This is a genomic window from Rhodococcus opacus, from assembly GCF_012396235.1.
Lineage (GTDB): Bacteria > Actinomycetota > Actinomycetes > Mycobacteriales > Mycobacteriaceae > Rhodococcus_F > Rhodococcus_F opacus.
In genome coordinates, this window is record NZ_JAAXPA010000001.1 from 198,447 (window position 1) to 221,483 (window position 23,037).

The following is a 23,037-nucleotide window of genomic DNA, read 5'->3' on the forward strand; positions in this document are numbered from 1 at the left end:
CCCGGGCCGAGGTGGTGGGTAATCCATCGGGTGGCCAACCGGGCAGTAGCCACAGTGCATCGGCACGGCGCTGTCATCGGGCAACGCTCTGCCCTCCGGGGCAACCGGGACCCACGGCGAGGACTGTGTGAGAGCAGTTCGATGGACCAAGGATCGGAAATATCGGATCCTCGCTGCCGGCGGAGGTCTGGGGTGAGCGGGCGGCGTGGAATGCGTTGGCGACGGTGTCGAAGCAGGGCACCGCTGCACCGATGCCGATCCGGTCCAGGATCGAGCGCACATCGGCGGATGCGGCCAAAGTCAGGCGGCACCGCTGCGCCGACAGATCGGTGGCGGTGCGGTGCAATGCTGCCAACCCGGGGCACCCGAGAAAAGGAACATGTAGCAGGTCGACGACGACACTGTGACCGGTCAGCACCGATTCGCCGAGACAGGCCGACAGCACCGGCACGGTGCCGGCGTCCACGTTCCCGGCCACCCGGATCACGACCGGGCCGCCGGGGGGTTCGTCGATGTCGATGCGGAATTCGGTGGCCCCGGCAGCGATGGTGTTCGACCGCCAGGTGTCCGCTAACCAGGACTTCACCTGTGCCGGAGAGTCGACAACGGAATGGAAAAAGGTCATGAGGTTCCTCCGGGGTGGGACCGACCCGAAAAACCCAAAAAAGAAAGGGCTGAGAATCGTAGCCGGGAACGGACACTGTCTGCCGGGCTGTGAACTCAACCTCTGCCCTCAACGATAACGCGCATTTCCCAGGAAGCAACCCGCACCCGGATTCGGGCGATACCGCACAAACCCCGCCGCCGCGGCCGCGAATCCGCGGCGGTGTCGCGTGGGCGCTACCAGACGAAACGCACACCAGGTAGGGGCAAGGGATACCGTTGAGCAACTCCTATCCCCGTCCCCGCCGGCTCGAACGCCAGAGCGCCGCACAGCGGACACCAGCTGCCGACTCTGGCCACCGATGACTCGGCGGATCCGCACTCATCACGGTGTCGGCCCCGTATGGGGGATCGACATCGAGCTATGAAAACACGCGTCCATCGCACCGTTCGACGTCGCGGCCGAGCAGTGGTTCCCTGCGGCGGCCAGGTTCGCCGTCACGGTCACGACCGCCAGCGGCTCGCTTCCCCGGCCGCCCCGCACACGACGCGATTCGGACACTCGGATACGACACGATCGCCGCACGACCCTAGAAGCGCCGCAGCACTTCTCGCCCATCACTAGGCTCGACACGATGGCGCTCAGAACGCCTGAGACAGGGCGTTGACGACGGATCTTCCTACCGGAAAAGGGTGGCCATGAGCCGATCGATCGAACAGCCCGGTCACGACGGCACCCGGGTGCTCGTCGTGATCATCTCCGCGGCAGTGGCGATCGTAGGCTCCTTCATCGGCTCGGGGGCGCTGTTGGGAACCCCGATCGCCCAGGTCGCCGACGGCGCCCTCGCCGCGGACGCCACCGCCGTCGCCCCCGGCGGGCCCGCCTTCTCGATCTGGACACTGATCTATCTGGGATTCATCGCGCACGCGATCTGGCAGGCCCTACCCGCCCACCGCGCCGACGTTCGACAACGGCGCCTCGGGTGGTGGCTCGCCGCCTCGATGATCCTGAACGCGGCATGGATAACCTGCGTCCAATTCGAACAGCTCTGGCTCAGTGTCCTGGTCATCATCGCCCTCCTCGCCGTGCTGACGGTCGCCTTCGGGGTCCTGACCACCGAGAGGCCCTCCAGCCGCGTCGAGGCGGTCGTCGTCGACGCCACCGCATACGTCTACCTCGGCTGGGTGTGCGTCGCCGTGGTCGCCAACATCGCCGCAACACTGGCTGCCGCCGACATCGATCCGTTCAGACTCGGACCCGACACCTGGGCCGTACTCGTCCTCACCACCGTCGCCCTGGTCGCCATCCTCCTCGCCGTCGCCGGCCACGGACGCGTCACCGTCACAGCCGCGATCGTGTGGGGCCTTGCCTGGATAGTGGTGGCCCCAACCACCGGCGACGGCCTCAACTCGCGGCCGGCCGCCATCGCTGCGGCCGTCGCCGCCACCGTAGCCGTACTCGCCACCGCAATCGCTCGCGTACCTCGGCAGCAACCGACAACCCGAACACTCAAATGACCATGTAATCAATTTCGCGCCCACCACGCACACCGATGGAACATGTCGCCTCTACTGGTCAAACGCTAGGTTTGCTCAGGGAGCGCCTCCATAGTCAGCCGGTGTGCGAGGTGATGACCGGCAGGCTCAGTACCCTGCCCTCCCCCGGTGCTCACTGACGCTGGCAGCATCAGCGCCGCCTGCAAACATCAACTCGACTCCCTCCTTCCTCGAGCAGTACAAATACTTCATCGCCGGTGTGAGCACCCCGCCGCGGCTGCTCAAACAATTCGACCAGATCCGGGCCGACCTCGGCGGCGTAGGGATTGCGGTGCGGTCCATAGCGCAGCAGAGTGGGAATGGCATGGCCGGTGCATACGGACGTGATGGGCGATGGCGGCGTGCTCCACGTACCGCGGCTCGCCGGGCCCCTCCGGTTCGAGGCCGAAAGATGGGTGAGCACGATGGTGAGTGAGCAAACGAAGGCCCGGATTCAGCACGATCTCGACGCCCGGTTCGGCCGGTTCGGGGTGTGGCTCTATCGCGTGACGAGGGGCCGCATCGTGCGGCCGTGGGGGCGACGAGTCCTGGTGCTGACGACCCGGGGCCGGCGCACCGGGCTGGCTCGGTCCGTTCTGCTCCAGTACTTCCCCGACGGCGCCGACCGCATCGTCGTGGCCGCTAACAGTGGCCGCCCGACACATCCTGCCTGGTACCACAACCTGACGGCGACTCCCGCGGCGACGGTCGAGGTCGACGGGCACCGCCTGCTCGTGCGCGCCGTCGAGCTCACCGATGCGGAGGCGAAGCAGTGGTGGCCGAGGGTGGTGGCGATCGCTCCGTCCTACGCCCGGATCCCCGAGCGGACCACCCGACGCATCCCGTTGATCCGACTCGTTGCCGCGAACTGACCGGCGATGGCCCGGGTTCGCGGCGCGCAGGTCCGGGCGCCGGCGGTAGTAGGGGGTCGATGGCTGCGATCCGATCGGTTTCCGGTCCCGGTGTTGAGGTAAGACCACCTGCTCGGATTCGCTGGGCAGTCCGGTGAGGGCGGAAACGGTCGGTAGCTCCAGGGCACCCGCACCTCGTTCATCGCGACGCGGTTCCCGGCGCGTTGGATGAGTTGCGGTCGGCGGCGGCCGCCGAGGAACCCCTCGAGACGGTGCTGGGCAGCAGTATGCGGCGGATCGGTGCGTGTCTGGACGCCGCTCGCACCCGGGAAGCGGTCCGGGCCGTCGTCGGGGACCACGCCGGGCAGTGGCCGGAGTTCGCCGCGGCCGCCGCGGGGGCCGGAATCGGTTCGTGCCTGTCGGTCCCGTTGGTCGTCGACGGCACGGTACCGGGCGAGTTGGTCGGCTCGTTCAACGTCTACAGTGACCGGGGCGAGGCATTCGATCCGTTCGACGAGAAGTTGATGCGGTTGCCGACCACCGCGGCGGCGGCCGCGATCAGCAACGCCCGCCGCTGGCAGGCGGCCGGTGAGACGATCGCACAACTCGAGGTCGTGTTGGGGTCCCGGGCGGAGATCGACCAGGCCAAGGGTGTGCTGATGGCGGAGCACCGCGTCACCGCGGAGGAGGCGTTCCAGCATCTGGTGCAGGTCTCGCAACGCACGAACACCACACTGTCCGAGGTGGCCCGGAATCTGATGGCATCGATCACCCAGGACCGCTGACCCCCGCATCAAAACGAGTGTCCCGCATGCGAGGAGACGCCTTGGTGTGACCTCTGATGCGGGTTGTCAGCACGGGGCTGGTGCGGCGGTGTGGGTTGCCGGCGGGCGGCGAACTGTCGGACGTAGTCCTGATCGGCAGGGCCGGTGCGGGCGGGCAGCAGCAGCGGCCGAGTCTGGTTGAGCCGCTGACCGTGATCGCCGGTCCCCTCGCCGACCACACCGAAGCCGTTCTGCGGGAAGCGCTCGGCCACGTCCTCACGCCCACGCCCGAACGGGCACGATCACCCTCACCGTCACGGTCGACGATGTCCTCACCCTCGACGTCACCGACGACGAAGCCGAGTCGCCTTCCTGGCTGCGGCGAGACTGGCCGCGGGCCGAAGGGTTCGACGGGGCGTGTTGGTGACGTTGTCCTCTACGCGCGCACCGGGAGCAGCGAAAGACTGGACACAGCCCCGGATAGGCTGCAGCCTGCAGCGCCACGGAGGGAAGAGGGAACCGATGTTCTCGCCATCTCCTCTGCGACCCGCCCGACTCGACGACAGTCCCGCGTTACCCCGTTACATGGCAACGCGATTCGCGTTCGGTGCCGCGACGGCGGCGACCGTGCCCACCGCAATCGTCACCGGCTCCGCGCTCATCGCCGCGGCCGCCGGACTCCTCGTCCTCCTCGCCGTCGCCGTTGCCGTTGCCTCGATACTGATCTGACACCGCCGGTCGAAAAGCCCGCCGAGACAGCGGCCGAAGTGTGCCGGGTGCGGTGCTCGTCCGCACCCTTCCTCCCGGCTCACACGGGGGTGTCGACGTGCGCATACATCGCGCTCAGTCGAGTGAACGGGCGGCAGCGCCACCGGGGACCCGGCGGCCGGTCCGATTGTCCTGTGTGTGCATGAGTGAGGAAGTCACAATGGGCCGCATGGCGGCAGAACCGAAGACGTTGCGGGTCGAGCTGGAAGAGGTCGGGGCGCGGCACTGGTGGGCTGCGCTGTTGGCGACCCTGGCCTCGCAATCGGGGAACGCGTACATGCGGTTCGTCGGTGTCGTCGACGGCCGGCCTCGGTATGTCAGTTCCACCTTCCCGGTTCCCCGCACGTGGGGCACCGTCCCGCCGCAGGAAGCGTGGGCGCCGGGGATGACGGCGTCCCTGGCGGAGCTGCGCCGCACCATCGAGGATGATGGTTGGCATGAGGTTGGCCGCGGACAGCAATCCTGGTCACTGACCTATCAGCGTCGCTGACACGAGACACGCTGGCCCACATCACAATCGAGATGCAGACAGTCCGGGTCGGTGAGGAATAGGTGCCTCGCACACGACAACAGAAGTCACCGGAGCGTCCTCGTCTTCTGCCGTTGTGCTGCCCGGACGTGTTTCAGGCGCGCATGCTCGGAGGGAACACGTCGATTCACGCGACCGGAGGAGCATGCATGAGGGCGATCCAGTATCGAACCATCGGCCGTGAGCCCGAGCTCGTCGACATCCCCACTCCCGAGCCGGGGCCCGGGCAGGTGCTGCTTCAGGTCACCGCTGCCGGGGTCTGTCACTCCGATGCATTCCTGATGGGGCTGCCGCGTGAGCAGTACACGTTCGGTCTGCCGCTGACCCTCGGGCACGAAGGCGCCGGCCGCGTCGCCGCGGTCGGGGCCGGTGTGGACGACGGTCTGCTCGGAGTCAATGCCCTGGTCTACGGGCCCTGGGGGTGCGGGCAATGCTGGCACTGCGCGCAGGGCATGGAGAACTACTGTTCCCGGGCCGCGGATCTCGGTATCGTCCCGCCCGGGCTCGGTGCCCCCGGGGCGATCGCCGAGTACATGATCGTCGATTCGCCGCGGCATCTCGTCCCGATCGGAGAACTCGACCCGGTGACAACGGTTCCGTTGACCGACGCCGGACTCACCCCGTATCACGCGATCACACGATCGCTGGGCAAGCTGCGGGCCGGCTCCAGCGCCGTGGTCATCGGGGCCGGCGGTCTCGGCCACGTCGCCATCCAACTTCTGCGGCATCTGTCGCCGGCACGGGTGATCGCCCTCGATGTCAGCGAGGACAAACTCGAGCTGGCCCGGTCAGTGGGTGCGCACGAGGTGCTGCGCAGCGATGCCGGCGCCGCAGAGGGGGTGCGCAGGTTCACCGGACCGGCCGGGGCGGCGCTGGTACTGGATTTCGTGGGGATGCAGCCGACATTGGATCTGTCGATGGCCGTCGCCGGGGTCGGTTCCGACGTCGCGATCGTCGGCTTGGGTGACGGGCAGGCGGCTGCCCAGGTCGGATTCTTCCGCGGCGCCTACGAGACCAATGTCGCCGTTCCCTATTGGGGTGCCCGGCACGAGTTGATCGAACTCGTCGAACTGGCTCGTCAGGGTGTGCTCGATATTGCGGTGGAGCGGTTCGACCTCGACGACGGGGTGGAGGCGTACCGGCGGCTGCTGGCCGGAACGTTACGCGGACGTGCGGTCATCGTGCCGTGAATATGTCGGAGTGCGACACCGGAAGGCCCGCAGTGGTGAGCCTGCTCACTTCTCCTGTTCCGGTGGGTCGGGGTCGGCAGGCACACCCTCCTCGTGCGCGCCGCCGAGCTCACCGTGGAGGCGAAGCAGTGTTGGTCCGACTCGTCCCCGCGGTCTGACCGGCGATGGTCCGGGTCCGCGGCAGCCTCGACATCGCTCGACCGGTCGAGGAGGTTTTCGACTTCGTGGCCGATCAGCGCAACGAGGTGCGCTACAACCCAGCCATGACCGACTCGATCAAGATCACCGACGGGCCGATCGGGGTGGGGACACGGTTCCACGCAACCATTCTTCGCCGAGGCAAACCACTCGCGGTGATCGTCGAGTACACCGGGTTCGACCGCCCTCACCTGCTGGCGTCCCGCAGCGTCATGAAGGGTGCGGTCGTTACCGGACAGGTGCGATGCGAACCCGTTGCGGGCGGCACCCGGCTTCAATGGGAGTGGGAGATCACGGTGCCGGGCCTCGCGCGCCTCGCCGGACCCGTCGTCGGATTCATCGGTCGGCGGCAGGAACGCGCCATCTGGACGGGCCTGAAGCGCGTCCTCGAAGCCGGGACCGACACCGTCTGATTAGCCCGCCCCTGACACGTCGGGCAGGGGTGCGGTCCAGGTCAGGCGGGTTCCGCCGGGGGTGCGGGTGGTGTGGGTGCAGGTGCCGCCTGCCTGTTCGGCGCGGGCAGTGAGGTTGCGCAGGCCGCTGCGCGTGACGGCAGGGGCGATGCCGATGCCGTCGTCGGTGACGCAGATGGTGAGGTCGTCGTCGACGGAGACGGTGACATCCACCTGGTGGGCGTGGGCGTGGTGTACGACGTTGCTCAGTGCTTCCCGCAGCACTGCTTCGGCATGGTCGGCGAGGGGTCCGGTGACCACACTCAACGGCCCGGACATGCGCACCGAGGTGTGTAGTCCGCTCTCACCGGTTTGTTCGGTGACGATCGCGGTCAACGCCGGGCGCAGCGCGAACCCGTCGTCCTCCCCACTTTGCAGGTCGAAGATGGCGGTGCGGACATCGGTCAGGTGCAGTCCGTGCGCGAACAGTCGTTGGATGACGTGGTCGTCATCCACGCGCACGATCACACCGCGGAGTCGAGCTTCGGACTCGGCATCCTCTACCAACAGGAACTGCAGATCGGCGACGAGCAGGCCGAACACCTGAACGGTCAGTGGCAGGCGGCGCTGAAAGCGGCACGCCCCCTCTGGCGCTGACCGGGCCGATCACCGCAAACACAGGTGGTCCCTACCTCAAGATGGGTTCACCGACACGGGCAAAACGGCTTTCCCCGCGGCACGCGGCATAGCCTCACGTTCCACCAGGAATCTTGGACCGGCCTCCAACTCAGAATTCTATCGAGGCAGGCTGCGAATCATCCACGCCCCCTTGGGTGTACCGTGGCCGACCGGGCCGATTCGGGCCTGCTGGCTGATCGGGGTCGGGGTCTGCGCTATCGAGACCGTCTCCCAGATCCACTTCTCTAAACGGAAGGGGTGGTCACCTCGAGAAGATCGGCGAGCTCGAACACCCACTCCTCCGGTGACGCTTCCCGGAGTTCCCTCGCTTCCTCCACGACCTTGGTGTGGAGCGCCGTCAGGTAGTCCGAGTCTGTCGACCAGGCGGTGCCAGTGGGGTCTGTCGCCGTTGGCGGTGATCACGTCAGGAATGTTGTCACTGACGAGCTTTCGATGACCCTCGACCGCGTCGTTGTTTCACATCCCTCGATCGAACCATTGCAATCGGCTGCAACGTTTATTGCGCACGTCATATCTCCCTACATTCATGACCCGGGTTACACGAGGCACCAACCGTTCCGACGCCGCAGTGCGATCGGAGGCGGGCCCCGACGTAGCCGGCGACAACGGAGAAACCAAGGGAGTGCAATGGCGCTGAACAAGAACTCGCTACTGAGCGCGTATCGGAGGATGTCCGAGATCCGCGCGTTCGAAGACCGTCTCCACGAAGAGAACGCCACCGGCGACATCCCGGGCTTCATTCACCTGTACTCCGGTCAGGAAGCCATTGCCGTCGGCGTGTGCGAGAACCTGCAGGACACCGATTACATCGGGTCCACCCACCGCGGGCACGGGCACTGCATCGCCAAGGGGTGCGACCTCCACGGGATGATGGCGGAGATCTTCGGCAAGGACGACGGCCTCTGCCACGGCAAGGGCGGTTCCATGCACATCGCCGACCTGTCCGTGGGCATGCTGGGCGCGAACGCCATCGTCGGCGGGGCACCCTCCCTGGCCATCGGTGCGGCGCTCAGCGCGAAGACACTGCGAAACGGCGGCGTCGCGGCCTCGTTCACCGGCGACGGTGGCTCCAACCAGGGAACGGTCTTCGAGGCCATGAACATGGCTGTCGTACTCGACCTTCCCATCATCTTCGTCACCGAGAACAACGGATTCGGCGAGGCCACCGGACGGGACTACGCCGTCGGCGCACCCAGCATCGCCTCCCGCGCGGCATCCTTCGGCATGCCCGCCGTCACCGTCGACGGAACCGACTTCTTCGCTGTGTACGAGGCGACCCGCGAGGCCGTCGAGCGTGCCCGGATGGGAGGCGGGCCCACCTCGATCGAGGCGATCGCGTACCGCTGGCACGGACACTTCGAAGGTGACGCGCAGCTGTACCGCACCGCGGATCAGGTCGCGGAACTGCGCAAGACGAAAGACCCGCTGCTGAATTTCCGCAACCACCCGGACAGCAGGAAGGTGTCGGCGAAGGAACTCGACGCGATCGATTCCGACGCACGAGCCCGCGTGGACGACGCCGTCGCGAAGGCGCGGCAAGCCGAATACCCGCCGTTGGAGAACCTTCTGACCGACGTCTACGTGTCGTACTGAGAGTGAGAACAGAGATGACAACGTCGAAGACGACGTACCGCGAAGCAATCAAGGCCGCGCTCGCCCAGGAGATGGAACGCGATGCGACGGTAGTGCAGATCGGTGAGGATCTGCGTGGTGGTCAGGCGGGGACCAATCCGGAACTCGAGTCCGGGAAGCTCGAGGCGTTCGGTGGTGTGCTGGGTGTGACCAAGGGCTTGTGGACCGAATTCGGTTCCGACCGGGTCATCGACACCCCGATCACCGAGTCCGCGATCATCGGCATGGCGGCCGGCGCGGCGTTGACCGGGCTCCGTCCGGTCGCCGAACTGATGTTCATGGACTTCTTCGGGGTCTGCTACGACGCCCTGTACAACCAGGCCGCGAAATTCCGCTACATGTTCGGCGGGAAGGCCCGCACCCCACTCGTGGTGCGCGGCATGATCGGCGCCGGATTCTCGGCGGCTGCGCAGCATTCGCAGTCCCCGTACAACGTGTTCGCCGCGGTCCCCGGCCTCAAGGTGGTGGCCCCGTCCAACGCGTACGACGCCAAAGGCCTTCTCATCCAATCCATTCGCGATGACGACCCGGTGGTGTTCTGCGAGCACAAGACGCTGTACGACCTCAAGGGCGAGGTGCCCGACGAGCCGTACACCATCCCGTTCGGCGTAGCCAACTACACCCGGGAGGGCACGGACGTCACGATCATCGCGCTCTCGGCCATGGTGAATGCCGCCAACACGGCCGCCGACAAACTTGCCACCGAGGGCATCTCCGTCGAAGTGGTCGACCCGCGGACCGTCTCGCCCCTCGACGAGGAGGGCATCCTCGAATCCGTCGCGTCCACCGGGCGGGTGGTGATCGTCGACGAGTCCGCGGCACGGTGCGGATTCGGCCACGACGTCGCAGCGCTGATCGCCACCAAGGCGTTCGGTTCGCTGAAGGCACCGATCGAACTGGTCACCCCACCGCACACCCCGGTGCCGTTCTCCCCCGTGCTCGAACAGGCATGGCTTCCCAACGCGGCACGCATCGAGGCCGCGGTACGCAAGGTGGTGACCGCCTGACCATGAGTGACATCAAACTGATCGAAGTTCCCAAATGGGGCCTGTCCATGGACGAGGGCACCGTCACCGAGTGGTTGATCGACGAAGGAACCCCCTTTTCGAAGGGCGATCTGATCTGCGAGATCGAGACCAGCAAGATCACCAACGAGTTGGAGGCGCCGTTCGACGGAGCGCTTCGTCGCATCGTCGCCAGGCCGGGTGCCACGTTGCCGGTGGGTGCGGTTCTGGCCGTGTCGGCTGACGCGGCCGTTTCCGACGCCGAGATCGAGGAATTCCTGACCGGCATCGGAGCGGATTCCGTCCCCGCATCCGAGCCCGAGCGGTCGCCGGGTGGACAACCCACCCCCGCGGAACCGCGCGTGACACCCACCCCGTCGGCGCCGGCGGCACAGGAGTCGGCGAGGACTCCCGGCACAACCGCCGTCCCGGATTCGCTACGGGGACAAACGAAGGGTGACGTATTCGCGACACCACACTCCCGTCGACTGGCAGACGAATTGTCGATCGACCTGGGCCGTGTGGCCGGGACCGGTCGCGAAGGCCGGATCTCCGTCGCGGATGTCCACGACGCGATTCGCTCGGCAGGTGGAACCGTCGCGGAGGCACCGTCTCCGACCCGATCGGGTGTGCCCGGACGCACCTCCGAGGACGACAGCGGAGTCGATGCGACGCCGGTGGCGCGTCGACTGGCGAAATCCCTCGGCATCAATCTGCACGATTGCCGAGCCACCGGTTCGCGGGGACGGGTCTGCGAGGCAGATGTCCGGGAAGCCGAACGGACGTTCCGGCTCGTTCCCGATCCGATGGCGGCGTCCACGGACGGCGCGGACACCTCGCAACACACGGCACCCGAGTTCGAGACGATCCCGTTCAACTCGATGCGCAAGGCGATCGGTCAGCGTCTGCAGGAATCGAAGCGCAACGCCCCGCACTTCCGGCTCACCGTGGACCTCGAGATCGACAATCTCCTCGCGCTCCGCAAGGAGATCAACGCGACCGTGCCCTCGGTCAAGCTGTCGGTCAACGACTTCGTCGTCAAGGCCTGCGCGGCGGCGCTGCGCAAGGTCCCCGATGTCAACGTCCAGTTCGACGAAGCAGCACAGTCGGTGCTGAGATTCTCCGCCGCCGACATCTCGGTAGCCGTCGCCCTGCCGTCGGGTCTGATCACGCCCATCGTTCGCGGGGCGGAGAGCAAGAGCCTCGCCGAGATCTCCGGTGAGGTCCACGCACTGGTGACGAAGGCCAAGACCGGCAAGCTGACGCCTGCGGAGTTCCAGGGCGGCACGTTCACCATCTCGAACCTCGGGATGTTCGGGGTGCGCGAATTCGACGCGATCATCAACCCACCACAGGGCGCCATCCTCGCCGTCGGAGCCGGACAGCAACGTCCCGTCGTCGTCGACGGTCAGGTCGTGCCTCGCACGGTGCTCACCGTCACCTTGTCCTGCGACCACCGGGTAATTGACGGCGCCCTCGGCGCCACGTTCCTGCAGGAACTGCGGCGCTTCGTCGAGTCACCCGCATTGATGCTGGTCTAGGGAGTATCCATGACTGACAAATACGACGTCCTGGTAATCGGAAGCGGCCCCGGCGGCTACGTCGCCGCCATCCGCGCCGCTCAGCACGGACTCCGCACCGCGGTGATCGAACGGGACCGCCTCGGCGGTATCTGCCTCAACTGGGGTTGCATCCCCACCAAGGCACTCCTTCACGGCGCCGACGTGGCGCATACGCTGGCAAATCTGCGTCCCCTCGGATTCTCCACCAGTGGTGTGGAATTCGATATGGCACAACTGGTCGAGTTCAGCCGTGGGGTGTCGGGTCGGTTGTCCGACGGCATCGGATATCTGATGAAGAAGAACGGTATCGACGTGATCACCGGCACCGCACGCCTGACCGGAAAGGGCGTCGTGGGGGTCCGGGAGAGCGCGGACTCGGCGTCGCCGCTCACCGAGTACCGGGCCGACCACATCATCCTGGCCACGGGTGCGCGCCCGCGGTCGGTGCCCGGGGTGACACCGGACGGCGATCGGGTCTGGACCTACTTCGACGCACTGGTTCCCCAGGACCTTCCGAAGTCGTTGCTGGTCATCGGGTCCGGTGCCATCGGCGTCGAGTTCGCCAGCCTCTACCACGATCTGGGCAGCGAGGTCACGCTCGTAGAGCTGGCACCGCAGATCATGCCCGTCGAGGACGCCGCGGTGGCCGGCCACGTGCGCCGGCAGTTCGAGAAGCGCGGGATCGAGATCCACACCGGTGCCTCGGTATCCGAACTCACGGTCGGCGCGGACTCCGTCGCTGTGACGGTGAGATCGGCGGACGGAACCCTCGAGCAGCGTGTCGTGGAGCGGGTTCTCGTCGCAGCCGGCATCCAGGGCAACGTCGAGGATTTGGGACTCGAGGACCTCGGCGTCGAGGTCGACCGCGGCTTCGTCACCACCGACCAGTGGTGCCGCACGACCGCATTCGGGGTCTATGCCATCGGCGACGTCGCCGGCGCCCCGTGCCTCGCTCACAAGGCCGGCCACGAAGGTGTGCTGTGTGTCGACAAGCTGGCGGGTGACCCGCACGTGACACCGCTGGACAAGGACTATGTCCCCGGATGCACGTACGCCCGGCCCCAGGTCGCCAGCCTCGGCCTCACCGAGGACCAGGCGCGGGCGACCGGTCGTTCCCTGCAGATCGGGCAGTTCGATCTGCAGGCCTCCGGCAAGGCGCTCGCCATCGGTGAAGCGGACGGGTTCGTCAAGACCATCTTCGACGCCGACAGCGGGGAACTACTGGGCGCCCACATGGTCGGTCCCGATGTCACCGAGCAGATCCAGGGCTTCGGCATCGCCCGATCCCTGGAGGCCACCGGTGACGATCTCGCGGAAGTGATCTTCGCGCACCCCACGCTGTCCGAGGCCATGCACGAATCTGTCCTGGCCGCGCTGGGTCGCCCGATCAACATGTAGCAATCCCGCCGAACCGTGGTCACCCTCCGGCACCACGGTTCGGCGGAATTACCCCCAGGAATCGACACGTGACTGCCACACCGAGACCATCGTCCGACGCCCCGCAGGCCCCGCCCGGCCGCAAGCTGCTCCGCCTCGAGATCCGAAATGCGGAGACCCCGATCGAACGCAAACCGAACTGGATCAAGACGAGAGCGAAGATGGGCCCGGAATACTCCGAGCTCAAAAGCCTCGTCAAGCGCGAGGGTTTGCACACCGTCTGCGAAGAAGCCGGCTGCCCCAACATCTACGAATGCTGGGAAGACCGCGAAGCGACCTTCCTCATCGGCGGGCAGCAATGCACCCGCCGCTGCGACTTCTGCCAGATCGACACCGGCAAGCCCGACGACCTCGACCGCGACGAACCCCGCCGCGTCGCCGAGTCCGTCCAGGCGATGGGACTGCGCTACTCCACCATCACCGGCGTCGCCCGCGACGACCTCCCCGACGGCGGCGCCTGGCTCTACGCCGAAACCGTCCGCCTGATCCACCAGCTCAATCCCGGCACCGGCGTCGAACTGCTCATCCCCGACTTTGGCGCCAAGCCCGACCAGCTCGCCGAGGTGTTCTCCACCCGCCCCGAGGTGCTCGCCCACAACGTCGAAACCGTCCCCCGCATCTTCAAACGGATCCGACCCGCGTTCCGCTACCAGCGCAGCCTCGACGTGATCACCGCCGCCCGCGAAGACAACCTCGTCACCAAGTCCAACCTCATCCTCGGCATGGGCGAAACCCCCGACGAGGTCACCCAGGCGTTGCACGACCTGCACGACGCCGGCTGCGACATCATCACCATCACCCAGTACCTGCGCCCCTCCCCCCGCCACCACCCCGTCGAACGGTGGGTCAAGCCCGAGGAATTCGTCGAGCACTCCACCACCGCCGAGGAGATCGGCTTCGCCGGCGTCATGGCCGGACCCCTCGTCCGCTCCTCCTACCGCGCCGGCCGCCTCTACGCACAGGCGATGGCCCACCACGGCCGCGAACTCGCGCACCCCCTCACTCACCTCGCAGCCGTCCGACCCGACAGGAGTGTCAGCCCTTGATCAACGATTCCGTCATCGAAGACGCACAGGTCATCGAATTCGCCCGTCGCTGGCTGCCGTACGGCGGTGGCACCACCGGTGATCTCCTCGTCGAATTCGGTATGACACCCGCGTGTTATGTGGCCCGGCTCCGCAAGATCCTCGCCGGACCGGCCGGTCAGTGCCTCGACCCGCAACTGCGCGCCGACCTGGGCCGGTTCGTCGCCGTGCGATCGGCGAGGAATTAGACACCGGGAAGGTTCGTCACCCGACAACGTGCACGTCGACACCGTCCACGAACCGATACGGATGGGTGGACAGAACGGGGCCGAGGCTCTTCCGGAGACGGGAGATCTCCGCGCGAACGGCCACCACGTGGTCGCGGTCACCGAACAGCGCCACACTCAGTGACGCGGCATCGATTCCAGCGGAACCTGTTTCGGTCAACAGTCGCAGGATCTGCGCGTGGCGGGGTGAGAGCGCTCGGGTCCAGCTCGTGTCGCCTCGCACCGTGGCTCGCGGGGTGTCACCGAGGTCGAGTTCCACTGCGATGGCCGTCGGCCTGCCTCCGCGTCGCACCAGCCAGCCGTCACCGAGCGGTTCCGGCATGCACAGCCCCAACCCGGGCACGAGCAGTGGCGTGCCCGGGCACGGGGGTGACACCCGGTCGGGAACGGTGAGCCCGCGGGCGTCGGCGACCCAGCCGTGCCGGTCGACCACGAGCGCCGGACCGGCGGTCGCCCCGAGCGCCGGTGCCGCATAACCGCGGAGCTTCCCGAGAGTGATCGTGTGTTCCTGCCACAGTGTGGCCTCGGCCAACCGGACCGCCGTCTGCACCAGTGCCACCGTCGTCGGATGAACCGACATCGCCGAGCCACTGATGTCGACGACGCCGAGCACCTCGCCGCTGCGCGGATCGTGCACCGGAGACCCGGTACACGACCACCCGCAGTGCGACCGTGCGTAGTGCTCCGCCGAGAACAGCTGCACGGGAGCATCTTCCACCAACGCTGTTCCGATGGAGTTCGTGCCCACCGACCTCTCGGACCACCGGGCGCCCTCCATGAACCCCAGCGCGTCGGCGGCCTTTCGCACGCCGCGTGGCCCTTCGCGCCACAGCACCACCCCGTCGGCGTCCGCGATCACCACGATGAAGTTCGCGTCTTCCGCCACCTGGGTCAACGTGTCGCGAAGCTCGGGAAGGACCGATCGCAGGGCAGTTCGCGTCCGCCGGGCCTCGACCTCGGCATAGTCGGCGAGCACCACGTCCTCGCAGCGGTCGGGGCTGACCCCGTCCGCTTGTAGCCGCGACCACGATCGGCCGACCACGTCGCGCGGCTGCGCGGGCGGTTGCCGTCCCGACAGCACGGCATCGTGCACTTGACTCAACAACCTCGCGTGCCGGGGCAGATCGACGCCCGAGCCGACGGCGGGAAGGCGGTGCCGAACCGAACCGGTAGTACTCACCCGGCCGAGCCTACCGGGGATGTGAGTGCTCGACCAGAGCCAGGCTCCAACCATTTCGATTGGGGGCGAACGCAATCGACAGCGGTCGGGACCACAGTGCAACCGAGTGCAACCCTTGAATCCCCGCCCTCGTGACGCTTGGCTCTCCTGTGAGGACCGTCACAAGGACAGGAGCTAGGGATGAGCATCAAGGGCAAAGTCGCGTTGATCACCGGCGCGGGCCAGGGCATCGGACGCGCGATCGCGTTGCGATTGGCGTCGGACGGCGCCGACATCTCGCTCGTCGACGTCAACGGCGACCGGGTCGATGCGGTGGCCGACGAGGTCCGGGCCGCGGGCGCGAAGGCGATCTCACTGGTCGCCGACGTGACGGACCGCGATCAGGTGCAGTCCGCCGTCGACCGGACCGAGCGCGAACTGGGCGGATTCGACATCATCGTCAACAACGCGGGAATCGCCCAGGTCAACCCGATCGCCGACGTCACACCGGAGGAGGTCTCGCGCATCCTCGCCGTGAACGTCGAAGGCGTGCTGTGGGGAATCCAAGTCGGGGCAGCCAAGTTTCGAGCACGGGGGCATGGTGGAAAGATCATCAACGCGTCGTCGATCGCCGGCCACGAGGGATTCCCGATGCTCGGCGTGTATTCGTCGACCAAGTTCGCGGTCCGCGGACTCACCCAGGCCGCGGCGAAGGAGTACGCGTCCGACGGCATCACCGTCAACGCCTACTGCCCCGGCGTCGTCGGCACCGACATGTGGGTCACCATCGACGAGCGGTTCTCGACCCTCACCGGCGTACCGAAGGGCGCCACGTTCGAGAAGTTCGTCGGCGGCATCGCCCTCGGACGCGCGCAGACACCCGAGGACGTCGCCGCGTACGTCTCGTATCTTGCCGGGCCGGATTCCGACTACATGACCGGGCAGGCGGGACTGATCGACGGCGGCCTGGTGTACCGATAGGCCACCACTCGCAGCGGGGTTTCACGCCCGGATTCGCGGGTAGACGGACGTAGGGTGATGCGACAGCGCGTCCGGGGATGAAAGGGGCAGCCGTGGACGTCGACGACCTGGTGGAGCGCACCGCTCGGTTGCGGTTCGATCTGCAAGCACTCGAAAACCGCATCAAGGAGTTGACCGACGCGTTCGACACACTCGACCGCACCACCGACGGCGCTTCGAAGGAACAGGTGATCGACAGCCTCAGCGATGCCCGGCTCGATCTGAGCACTGCGGACAGGCACCTCGAGACCGCAGTGCGAAACGCCGAGAGGCTGTCGACCACCTGAACCCTGCGTCGGACGACGGGCTCGTCATGTCGTCGACCCCCGCGCACCCCAGACAACCCGATCCCACCAACTGCTGAGCGGACTGGGATCCGGCCACCGGATGGGCTCGTCCTCGCGCAGTTCCGTAACGCGACGTTGCGCACTCTGATTCGATGATCCGCCTTCTTCTCGACGCACAGCACTGCACCTCCCGAATTCCTGCGCGCCCGTCACGGCGGCGGGCGCGGCCCACTGTGCATCCGGAATTTAGCACCGCCGCGTCCGAACGACCAGCTCTCCGACGCAGTAACCATTCGATAGCGACCGTCCAGGTTTCGGCGAGCACCATCGAAACTGGCACTCACAGCCGCCGAGTGCTAAATTTCTGCTGCACAGTGGTGGATGCGCTCGCCGAGGTGGCGGGCCATTTTGACGATCACGGGAGGTGTGTTGCTGTGCTGCGTTCCGATCGACTCGCCGAGGCTCGGCCGATGACCCGATCTTTGCTGGAAGTCCACAACGGATCGTCGCGACACAATCCCGACAGCTCCCCGGCACGACTCCCCCGGCTCGCCAGACCACAGCACCTGCAGGGCGAACACTGGAGCGACATCTCGGTCATGCTGGGAGCACTGTCGATAGTGATGTTCTGGATGTTCGGATTCGGCATCGTTCTCGGCGTCTGCGCCATCGCTGCCGGCATCGCCGCCAACCGACACCCTGCCGTCGAAGGAAGCGAGCCCAAGTCTCTGGAAGCACTGCTGGGCATTCTCACCGGCGCTTTCGGAATCGCCGCCGGTACAGTCTTTCTCACCGCGGCGCTCCCACACCTCTGACATACGCCACAAATCTGGCCCGACACCCGGCGAGGATCAACTCGCGGGTGCCGGGCCAGATGACGGTTGATCGGCCGAGGCCGATCAACCATGATCAGTCGAGGTCGAACCGGTCGAGGTTCATCACCTTGTTCCAGGCAGATACGAAGTCCTGCACGAACTTCTGCTGCGCGTCGTCGGTGGCATACACCTCGGCGAGAGCGCGCAGTTGCGAGTTCGAACCGAAGACGAGATCGACGGCGGTGGCGGTCCACTTGGCGTCACCCGTGACACGGTCGGTGCCTTCGTAGACGTTCTCCGCCGAGGCCGAGCCCTTCCACTGCGTACCCATGTCGAGGAGGTTGACGAAGAAGTCGTTCGTCAACGCCTCGGGCCGGTCGGTGAAGACGCCGTGCTTCGTCTGACCGAAGTTGGCGTTCAGTGCACGCAGGCCGCCGACGAGAACCGTCATTTCCGGAGCGGTCAGGTTCAACATGTAGGCCCGGTCGACCAGAAGTGCCTCGGCAGGCAACTTCTCCCCCTCTCGGAGGTAGTTGCGGAACCCGTCGGCCCTCGGCTCGAGTACGGCGAACGACTCCACATCGGTCTGCTCCTGTGTGGCGTCGGTACGACCCGGCGTGAACGGGACCGTGATGTCGTGGCCGGCGTTCTTCGCCGCCTTCTCGACCGCCGCGGCGCCGGCCAGCACGATCAGATCCGCGAGCGAGACCTTCACCCCGCCGGACTGCGACGAGTTGAAGTCCTGCTGGATCTGTTCGAGGGTCTGCAGGACCGTGGCCAGCTCGGTGGGGTTGTTGATCTCCCAATCCTTCTGCGGCGCAAGCCGGATTCGCGCCCCGTTGGCGCCGCCGCGCATGTCGGTGCTGCGGTGGGTGGCTGCCGACGCCCAGGCGGTCGACACGAGCTGGGAGATGGACAGACCCGAGTCGAGGATCTTGCCCTTGAGCGCGGCGATCTCGCTGTCACCGATCAGCTGGTGATCGACTGCGGGGACCGGGTCCTGCCACAGCTGCGCCTCCGGAACCCACGGGCCGAGGTAGCGCGTGACGGGCCCCATGTCGCGGTGCAGCAGCTTGTACCACGCCTTGGCGAACTCCTCGGCGAACTCCTCCGGGTGATCGAGCCAACGCCGGGTGATCTTCTCGTAGGCCGGGTCGACGCGCAGGGAGAGGTCCGTGGTCAGCATCGTGGGGGCACGCCCCGCCGACGAATCGAACGGGTCGGGGATCGTGCCCGCGCCCGCGCCGTCCTTGGCGGTCCACTGCCAGGCACCCGCGGGACTCTTGGTCAGCTCCCACTCGTAGCCGTACAGGACTTCGAGGAAGCTGTTGTCCCACTTCGTCGGTGTGGGGGTCCACACGACCTCGAGACCACTGGTGATCGCGTCCTTGCCCACGCCGGTGCCGTAGGCACTCTTCCAGCCCAGGCCCTGCTGCTCGATCGGGGCGCCTTCCGGTTCCGGACCGACCAGGTCGGCGTCGCCTGCGCCGTGGGTCTTGCCGAAGGTGTGGCCGCCTGCGATCAGCGCGGCGGTCTCCATGTCGTTCATCGCCATGCGGCCGAACGTCTCCCGGATGTCGCGGGCGGCTGCCAGCGGATCCGGCTGGCCATTGGGGCCCTCCGGGTTCACGTAGATGAGACCCATCTGCACGGCCCCGAGCGGACCCGAGAGTTCGCGATCGCCGCTGTAGCGCTCGTCGCCCAGCCAGGTGTCCTCGGGACCCCAGTACATCTCCTCGGGCTCCCAGATGTCCTCGCGGCCGAATCCGAACCCGAAGGTCTTGAACCCCATCGACTCCAGGGCACAGTTTCCGGCGAAGACGAGGAGGTCCGCCCAGGAAATCTGCTTGCCGTACTTCTGCTTCACCGGCCAGAGCAGCCGGCGAGCCTTGTCGAGGCTCGCATTGTCGGGCCAGCTGTTGAGGGGGGCGAAACGCTGAGCGCCCTGACCGCCACCGCCGCGACCGTCCGCGATGCGATAGGTGCCGGCGGCGTGCCAGCTCATCCGGATGAAGAGGCCGCCGTAGTGGCCGTAGTCGGCGGGCCACCAGTCCTGCGAGGTCGTCATCAGATCGATGACGTCGCGCTTGAGTGCCTCCACGTCGAGCTTGGCGAACTCCGCCGCGTAGTCGAAGTCCGCGCCCATCGGGTTCGACTTCGACGTGTGGGCGTGCAGCACCGACAGCTCCGGCTGGTTCGGCCACCAGTCGCGGTTCGTCCTCGGGCGGTTCGCCGCCGGAGTGGGAGACGGGATTACGGGATTTTCACTTTCACTGGTGCTCTGAGTGTTTCCCTCATGAGCGACCGGGCAGCTATCGGACACAACATTCCTTCCGGGAGAGACCAAACTGGGCTGTGGTCATGGGTTCGATCGAGAAGTCTGTGATGTCGAGCAGTCGGGGCACAGACCCCAGTAGATGACCTCGGCCTCCTCGACGAGGAAACCGTTGTCGTCGGACGCGGTCAGGCAGGGCGCCTCGCCGACGGCACAGTCGACGTCCGCAATGACCCCACACGACCGGCAGATGACGTGGTGGTGATTGTCTCCGACCCGCGACTCGTACCGAGCAACGGAGCCGGGCGGCTGAATCCGCCGCACCAATCCCACAGCGGTCACTGCGTGCAGCACGTCGTACACGGCCTGCCGGGACACCCCTTCCAGAACGGTGCGCACCGCTCCGAAAATCGTCTCCGTATCGGCATGTGGACGCGCGTGCACGGCCTCCAACACCGCGACCCGCGGGCGGGTCACGCGAAGCTCAGCCCCGCGCAGCAGCGCTGCGTAATCCGGCATCGACGGCACCCACCCACTATGACTTACTTTTCTGGACTCAGCCAAGACTTTGCGGAAACATTTTGCCGTGACTTCGAATCACGCATATATGGCCCGGTGGCCGACCGCTGCTCCGGCAAACCCTTCAGGGAAGCTCGAAGGTGACGACGACCGTGGGCACCGAATCCGGCGACGACAGTCCGATCGTGCCGCCCGACGGCACGAGGGAGAGTCCGCCCCCGCCGCCGCCCGGTGGCTCGTCCGCCTCGCCGGTGCCACCGATGCGTCCCCCGGCGGCGCCCCCACCACCGCCGTACCAGCCGGCCCCACCTCCACCCCCGGCCCCGATCCCGTCACCGACGGCCGCCGGAAGCGTCGCCCCGGAACTTCCTGCGCTGCCGCCGTATCCGGGACCACCGGCAAGCCCCGCCGGGCTCGACCCGTCGGATCCGAACACTCCCTGTCCGCCGCCCTGCGCGAACGAGCCGTAGCCCGACGGTGTCGCCCCGCCGCGCGCACCGCCTCCCGGCGCTCCCGCATCGCCGCCGGGCGACACCATCCCGCTCGCGGTCGACGCGCCGCCGCCTCCTCCGGCCGCGATGACCAGCGGCAGTTCGATTCGATGCGGAACCAGCATGCTCGACCTTCCGGTATCGAGGACGACGGCCGAAAAGCCTCCCCCGTCACCGCCGTTGACGTTCGGCGGAGTGGTGTTGCGGCGCCAGTCGGTGGTGCCGCCGCTGCCCCCGCCGCCCTCGACCTGCGTCAGAGCGTCCGACCCGCCGCCGTGCCCGTTCTCGCCGACCCGGACGTACACCGTCGATCCCGGAACGAGCCACGCGTCACCACCGGCTACCGCTCCCCGGCGATGACGACGACGGCCAGGAACGGACGCGGAAGCACCACCCCCGGTCTGATCATGTCTCCCGCAACGGGGGTCACCGCGGCGACCAGGCCACACAGCAGGACCCACCCCGGCGGCACGAAGCCGTCGCGTTGCGCGACAGCCGCACCGGCGATGGCAACGACGGCGATATGCGCGAACACCGGCACAGCGAGCGGGTAGTCGTACTCACTCTCCGCCACGCGTCGACGAAAAAATGCCGTCACCTGCACACGACCAGCGTAGGCGAAGACCCACCCGCAGCGCGTCCTCTCCGGAGCGGAGACACCCTCCGCCCACGGTAGGAGACGAGAACGCGACCGTGGCACGGCGAAACCGCTGCCGCGAATCCGTAGCGTTGCCGTCATCAACGGAACTACGGAGGTGGCCGAGATGTCGTGGAACGGTTCCGTGCACGCCGGGCGGTGCTGGAAGAGATACTGGCGCGGGCGCACGCCGACCCCGCACTGGCGTTGCGGTTCGACGAAGTGCCCGGCGCGATAGAGCTTTTCGGCTCGGCCGACAACATCCTGCTCTCACTTCAGCACCGGTGGAGCAATCACCTCGCGGCCCGCCTCGACCAGGCGGTCGAGGACGGCACTCCTGTGAATTCGACGTGGGAAGCGCTGGCCGCCGAGCAACCGGCGTTGCGCGCGCTCCTCGACACCGCGGCCGCGTCTTCCCTGCCGTTGCGCGGGTCTCAGCGCGCGGAGCAGCGGATGATCGAGGCCCACCACACCGGACGCCTGTCCGGCCACGGGATCGAGCAGCGACCGATCGGCGCGCGAACGCCGACGACGACCCCCGCGTGACAGACGGACAGCTGGCCTCGGGATTTCGCTAAGGGTGCGCGAAGGCCGCCTCGAACGCGTCGAGCGCGTCGTCCGGATCGTTCTTCGCCCACCCTTCGAGTCCCACGACGCCGGTGTAGCCGATGTCGCGGAGGGCGGCGGCGACAGCCGGGTAGTGGATTTCGCCGGTTCCGGGTTCGCAGCGTCCGGGGACGTCGGCGACCTGGATCTCCCCTATGTAGGGCAGCGCCTTTCGGACGAGTTCGATGAGGTTCCCCTCGCCGATCTGGGCGTGATAGAGATCGAGATTCATGCGTAGGTGCGGGCTGTCGACCGCCTGGACGAGAGCGAGAGTGTCGGCCGCGGTCGCGAACGGGGTACCGGGATGATCGACGGCGAGGTTGAGGTTCTCGAGCGTGAACACCCGCCCCGCCTGTTCACCGAGTTCGGCGACCTTCCGCAGAGTGTCGGCGGCGGTGAGCCACATTGCGGGCGTGACCGTTTCGACCGGCCAGACGGGCAGGCCCCGGTTGTCGAGTCCGGTTCCGTGCAGGTTCAACCGCGGGCAGTCGAGCCGTTTCGCGACGTCGAGGGACTGCTGCGCCGTGGTGAGCAGGGTCTCGATGCCGTCGGGTTCGGTGAGGTTGCCCTCCAGATAGCCCGTCATCGAGGAGAATTCGGCGCCGACAGCGGCGAGAGCGTCGATGTCCTTGGTGGACCAGTCCCAGATCTCGACCTGGAGTCCGCGTTCGGCGATGCGGTGCACGCGGTCCAGGAACGGCAGGTCGAGGTAGAGCATTTCGGCGCTGGCGGCGAGCGTGTACGTGGCCAT

At 67.1% G+C, this 23,037-nt stretch carries 27 protein-coding genes; 18 read left to right on the top strand and 9 right to left on the bottom strand.

Translation table 11 applies throughout. From position 1 onward, the window contains the following. Positions 1 to 73: 73 nt before the first annotated feature. A complete protein-coding gene (locus HGB39_RS00815; protein ID WP_043788947.1) occupies positions 74 to 625 on the bottom strand; it encodes an STAS domain-containing protein in 552 nt (183 codons plus the stop codon). A 677-nt stretch (positions 626 to 1,302) separates the two neighbouring features. Here HGB39_RS00815 and HGB39_RS00820 point away from each other — a divergent pair. From HGB39_RS00820 to HGB39_RS00830, 3 genes are all read left to right on the top strand, one after another. Further along, positions 1,303 to 2,121 carry a TspO/MBR family protein gene (locus tag HGB39_RS00820; RefSeq protein WP_043788945.1) on the top strand — a complete coding sequence of 273 codons (819 nt, stop codon included), beginning with the start codon at positions 1,303 to 1,305 and terminating at the stop codon, positions 2,119 to 2,121. Between the two features lie 443 nt (positions 2,122 to 2,564). Further along, a complete protein-coding gene (locus HGB39_RS00825) occupies positions 2,565 to 3,011 on the top strand; it encodes a nitroreductase family deazaflavin-dependent oxidoreductase (protein WP_241769712.1) in 447 nt (148 codons plus the stop codon). Between the two features lie 203 nt (positions 3,012 to 3,214). Next, a complete protein-coding gene (locus tag HGB39_RS00830; RefSeq protein WP_063885188.1) occupies positions 3,215 to 3,775 on the top strand; it encodes a GAF and ANTAR domain-containing protein in 561 nt (186 codons plus the stop codon). 8 nt (positions 3,776 to 3,783) lie between these two features. On the opposite strand, the gene HGB39_RS00835 is transcribed toward HGB39_RS00830, so the two are convergent. Beyond that, positions 3,784 to 4,026 (bottom strand): hypothetical protein, encoded by a 243-nt coding sequence (locus HGB39_RS00835; protein ID WP_005565119.1) that lies wholly within the window; start codon positions 4,024 to 4,026, stop codon positions 3,784 to 3,786. Between the two features lie 313 nt (positions 4,027 to 4,339). Between HGB39_RS00835 and HGB39_RS00840 the strand changes: the two genes are divergently transcribed. From HGB39_RS00840 to HGB39_RS00855, 4 genes are all read left to right on the top strand, one after another. Further along, positions 4,340 to 4,483 (top strand): hypothetical protein, encoded by a 144-nt coding sequence (locus tag HGB39_RS00840; protein ID WP_155756036.1) that lies wholly within the window; start codon positions 4,340 to 4,342, stop codon positions 4,481 to 4,483. Positions 4,484 to 4,691: 208 nt separating this feature from the next. Further along, positions 4,692 to 5,012, top strand: a complete 321-nt coding sequence (locus HGB39_RS00845) for a hypothetical protein (RefSeq protein ID WP_240482935.1) — start codon at positions 4,692 to 4,694, stop codon at positions 5,010 to 5,012. A 188-nt stretch (positions 5,013 to 5,200) separates the two neighbouring features. After that, entirely contained in the window at positions 5,201 to 6,241 is a 1,041-nt protein-coding gene (locus HGB39_RS00850) for an NAD(P)-dependent alcohol dehydrogenase (RefSeq protein ID WP_005565115.1), read from the top strand. Positions 6,242 to 6,405: 164 nt separating this feature from the next. After that, entirely contained in the window at positions 6,406 to 6,852 is a 447-nt protein-coding gene (locus HGB39_RS00855; RefSeq protein WP_005565113.1) for an SRPBCC family protein, read from the top strand. Here HGB39_RS00855 and HGB39_RS00860 read toward each other — a convergent pair whose 3' ends face one another. Then, complete coding sequence (locus tag HGB39_RS00860; RefSeq protein WP_064080447.1) at positions 6,853 to 7,347, bottom strand: sensor histidine kinase; 495 nt, start codon at positions 7,345 to 7,347, stop codon at positions 6,853 to 6,855. Here HGB39_RS00860 and HGB39_RS38385 point away from each other — a divergent pair. The 7 genes from HGB39_RS38385 to HGB39_RS00890 all read left to right on the top strand — a co-directional run bounded on the left by HGB39_RS38385 (position 7,333) and on the right by HGB39_RS00890 (position 14,438). After that, a complete protein-coding gene (locus HGB39_RS38385; RefSeq protein ID WP_005264255.1) occupies positions 7,333 to 7,488 on the top strand; it encodes a hypothetical protein in 156 nt (51 codons plus the stop codon). The genes HGB39_RS00860 and HGB39_RS38385 overlap by 15 nt on opposite strands. A gap of 669 nt (positions 7,489 to 8,157) precedes the next feature. Next, positions 8,158 to 9,123 (top strand): thiamine pyrophosphate-dependent dehydrogenase E1 component subunit alpha, encoded by a 966-nt coding sequence (locus tag HGB39_RS00865; RefSeq protein WP_005565109.1) that lies wholly within the window; start codon positions 8,158 to 8,160, stop codon positions 9,121 to 9,123. A 14-nt stretch (positions 9,124 to 9,137) separates the two neighbouring features. Beyond that, complete coding sequence (locus HGB39_RS00870) at positions 9,138 to 10,169, top strand: alpha-ketoacid dehydrogenase subunit beta (protein WP_005243580.1); 1,032 nt, start codon at positions 9,138 to 9,140, stop codon at positions 10,167 to 10,169. A gap of 2 nt (positions 10,170 to 10,171) precedes the next feature. After that, the gene (locus HGB39_RS00875; RefSeq protein WP_005565107.1) at positions 10,172 to 11,707 is read left to right on the top strand and encodes a dihydrolipoamide acetyltransferase family protein; all 1,536 of its coding nucleotides are present in this window, start codon (positions 10,172 to 10,174) and stop codon (positions 11,705 to 11,707) included. A gap of 9 nt (positions 11,708 to 11,716) precedes the next feature. Next, on the top strand, positions 11,717 to 13,126 hold the full coding sequence (gene lpdA / locus HGB39_RS00880; RefSeq protein WP_005264258.1) for a dihydrolipoyl dehydrogenase: 1,410 nt from the start codon (positions 11,717 to 11,719) through the stop codon (positions 13,124 to 13,126). 68 nt (positions 13,127 to 13,194) lie between these two features. Continuing rightward, positions 13,195 to 14,211 carry a lipoyl synthase gene (gene lipA, locus HGB39_RS00885; RefSeq protein WP_005565106.1) on the top strand — a complete coding sequence of 339 codons (1,017 nt, stop codon included), beginning with the start codon at positions 13,195 to 13,197 and terminating at the stop codon, positions 14,209 to 14,211. Next, positions 14,208 to 14,438, top strand: coding sequence for a DUF3263 domain-containing protein (locus HGB39_RS00890; protein ID WP_005258409.1), 231 nt, complete (start codon positions 14,208 to 14,210; stop codon positions 14,436 to 14,438). Before lipA ends, HGB39_RS00890 begins: the two co-directional genes overlap by 4 nt. 16 nt (positions 14,439 to 14,454) lie before the next feature. On the opposite strand, the gene HGB39_RS00895 is transcribed toward HGB39_RS00890, so the two are convergent. Then, positions 14,455 to 15,711, bottom strand: a complete 1,257-nt coding sequence (locus tag HGB39_RS00895; RefSeq protein WP_247607334.1) for a GAF domain-containing protein — start codon at positions 15,709 to 15,711, stop codon at positions 14,455 to 14,457. Between the two features lie 126 nt (positions 15,712 to 15,837). Here HGB39_RS00895 and HGB39_RS00900 point away from each other — a divergent pair, with 126 nt between their 5' ends. From HGB39_RS00900 to HGB39_RS00910, 3 genes are all read left to right on the top strand, one after another. Continuing rightward, positions 15,838 to 16,617: an acetoin reductase gene (locus HGB39_RS00900; RefSeq protein WP_005565102.1), complete on the top strand. Its 780-nt coding sequence runs from the start codon at positions 15,838 to 15,840 to the stop codon at positions 16,615 to 16,617. A 92-nt stretch (positions 16,618 to 16,709) separates the two neighbouring features. Continuing rightward, entirely contained in the window at positions 16,710 to 16,943 is a 234-nt protein-coding gene (locus tag HGB39_RS00905; protein ID WP_005258415.1) for a hypothetical protein, read from the top strand. A gap of 470 nt (positions 16,944 to 17,413) precedes the next feature. Then, positions 17,414 to 17,758, top strand: a complete 345-nt coding sequence (locus HGB39_RS00910; protein ID WP_052023954.1) for a hypothetical protein — start codon at positions 17,414 to 17,416, stop codon at positions 17,756 to 17,758. Positions 17,759 to 17,852: 94 nt separating this feature from the next. Here HGB39_RS00910 and katG read toward each other — a convergent pair whose 3' ends face one another. The 4 genes from katG to HGB39_RS38390 form a co-directional block, all read right to left on the bottom strand. Continuing rightward, entirely contained in the window at positions 17,853 to 20,081 is a 2,229-nt protein-coding gene (gene katG, locus HGB39_RS00915; protein WP_005565098.1) for a catalase/peroxidase HPI, read from the bottom strand. Positions 20,082 to 20,117: 36 nt separating this feature from the next. After that, a complete protein-coding gene (locus tag HGB39_RS00920; RefSeq protein WP_005243590.1) occupies positions 20,118 to 20,561 on the bottom strand; it encodes a Fur family transcriptional regulator in 444 nt (147 codons plus the stop codon). Between the two features lie 115 nt (positions 20,562 to 20,676). Then, positions 20,677 to 21,348 (bottom strand): hypothetical protein, encoded by a 672-nt coding sequence (locus HGB39_RS00925; protein ID WP_168442912.1) that lies wholly within the window; start codon positions 21,346 to 21,348, stop codon positions 20,677 to 20,679. 35 nt (positions 21,349 to 21,383) lie between these two features. After that, complete coding sequence (locus tag HGB39_RS38390) at positions 21,384 to 21,617, bottom strand: hypothetical protein (protein WP_005574618.1); 234 nt, start codon at positions 21,615 to 21,617, stop codon at positions 21,384 to 21,386. Between the two features lie 195 nt (positions 21,618 to 21,812). Here HGB39_RS38390 and HGB39_RS00935 point away from each other — a divergent pair, with 195 nt between their 5' ends. Beyond that, positions 21,813 to 22,226 carry a hypothetical protein gene (locus HGB39_RS00935; RefSeq protein ID WP_005574617.1) on the top strand — a complete coding sequence of 138 codons (414 nt, stop codon included), beginning with the start codon at positions 21,813 to 21,815 and terminating at the stop codon, positions 22,224 to 22,226. 28 nt (positions 22,227 to 22,254) lie between these two features. On the opposite strand, the gene HGB39_RS00940 is transcribed toward HGB39_RS00935, so the two are convergent. Further along, positions 22,255 to 23,037 (bottom strand): TIM barrel protein, encoded by a 783-nt coding sequence (locus tag HGB39_RS00940; RefSeq protein ID WP_005574616.1) that lies wholly within the window; start codon positions 23,035 to 23,037, stop codon positions 22,255 to 22,257.

What these genes read in the sequence shown, in the direction of transcription:
- HGB39_RS00850 (WP_005565115.1), top strand. Translation starts at nt 5,201, where the DNA reads ATGAGGGCGATCCAGTATCGAACCATCGGCCGTGAGCCCGAGCTCGTC.
- HGB39_RS00940 (WP_005574616.1), bottom strand. Translation starts at nt 23,037, where the DNA reads ATGGCCACGTACACGCTCGCCGCCAGCGCCGAAATGCTCTACCTCGAC.
- lpdA (WP_005264258.1), top strand. Translation starts at nt 11,717, where the DNA reads ATGACTGACAAATACGACGTCCTGGTAATCGGAAGCGGCCCCGGCGGC.
- HGB39_RS00865 (WP_005565109.1), top strand. Translation starts at nt 8,158, where the DNA reads ATGGCGCTGAACAAGAACTCGCTACTGAGCGCGTATCGGAGGATGTCC.
- HGB39_RS00840 (WP_155756036.1), top strand. Translation starts at nt 4,340, where the DNA reads ATGGCAACGCGATTCGCGTTCGGTGCCGCGACGGCGGCGACCGTGCCC.
- HGB39_RS00910 (WP_052023954.1), top strand. Translation starts at nt 17,414, where the DNA reads ATGACCCGATCTTTGCTGGAAGTCCACAACGGATCGTCGCGACACAAT.
- HGB39_RS00900 (WP_005565102.1), top strand. Translation starts at nt 15,838, where the DNA reads ATGAGCATCAAGGGCAAAGTCGCGTTGATCACCGGCGCGGGCCAGGGC.
- HGB39_RS00825 (WP_241769712.1), top strand. Translation starts at nt 2,565, where the DNA reads ATGGTGAGTGAGCAAACGAAGGCCCGGATTCAGCACGATCTCGACGCC.
- HGB39_RS00875 (WP_005565107.1), top strand. Translation starts at nt 10,172, where the DNA reads ATGAGTGACATCAAACTGATCGAAGTTCCCAAATGGGGCCTGTCCATG.
- HGB39_RS00870 (WP_005243580.1), top strand. Translation starts at nt 9,138, where the DNA reads ATGACAACGTCGAAGACGACGTACCGCGAAGCAATCAAGGCCGCGCTC.
- HGB39_RS00855 (WP_005565113.1), top strand. Translation starts at nt 6,406, where the DNA reads ATGGTCCGGGTCCGCGGCAGCCTCGACATCGCTCGACCGGTCGAGGAG.
- HGB39_RS00820 (WP_043788945.1), top strand. Translation starts at nt 1,303, where the DNA reads ATGAGCCGATCGATCGAACAGCCCGGTCACGACGGCACCCGGGTGCTC.
- HGB39_RS00895 (WP_247607334.1), bottom strand. Translation starts at nt 15,711, where the DNA reads ATGGTTGGAGCCTGGCTCTGGTCGAGCACTCACATCCCCGGTAGGCTC.
- HGB39_RS00845 (WP_240482935.1), top strand. Translation starts at nt 4,692, where the DNA reads ATGGCGGCAGAACCGAAGACGTTGCGGGTCGAGCTGGAAGAGGTCGGG.
- HGB39_RS00815 (WP_043788947.1), bottom strand. Translation starts at nt 625, where the DNA reads ATGACCTTTTTCCATTCCGTTGTCGACTCTCCGGCACAGGTGAAGTCC.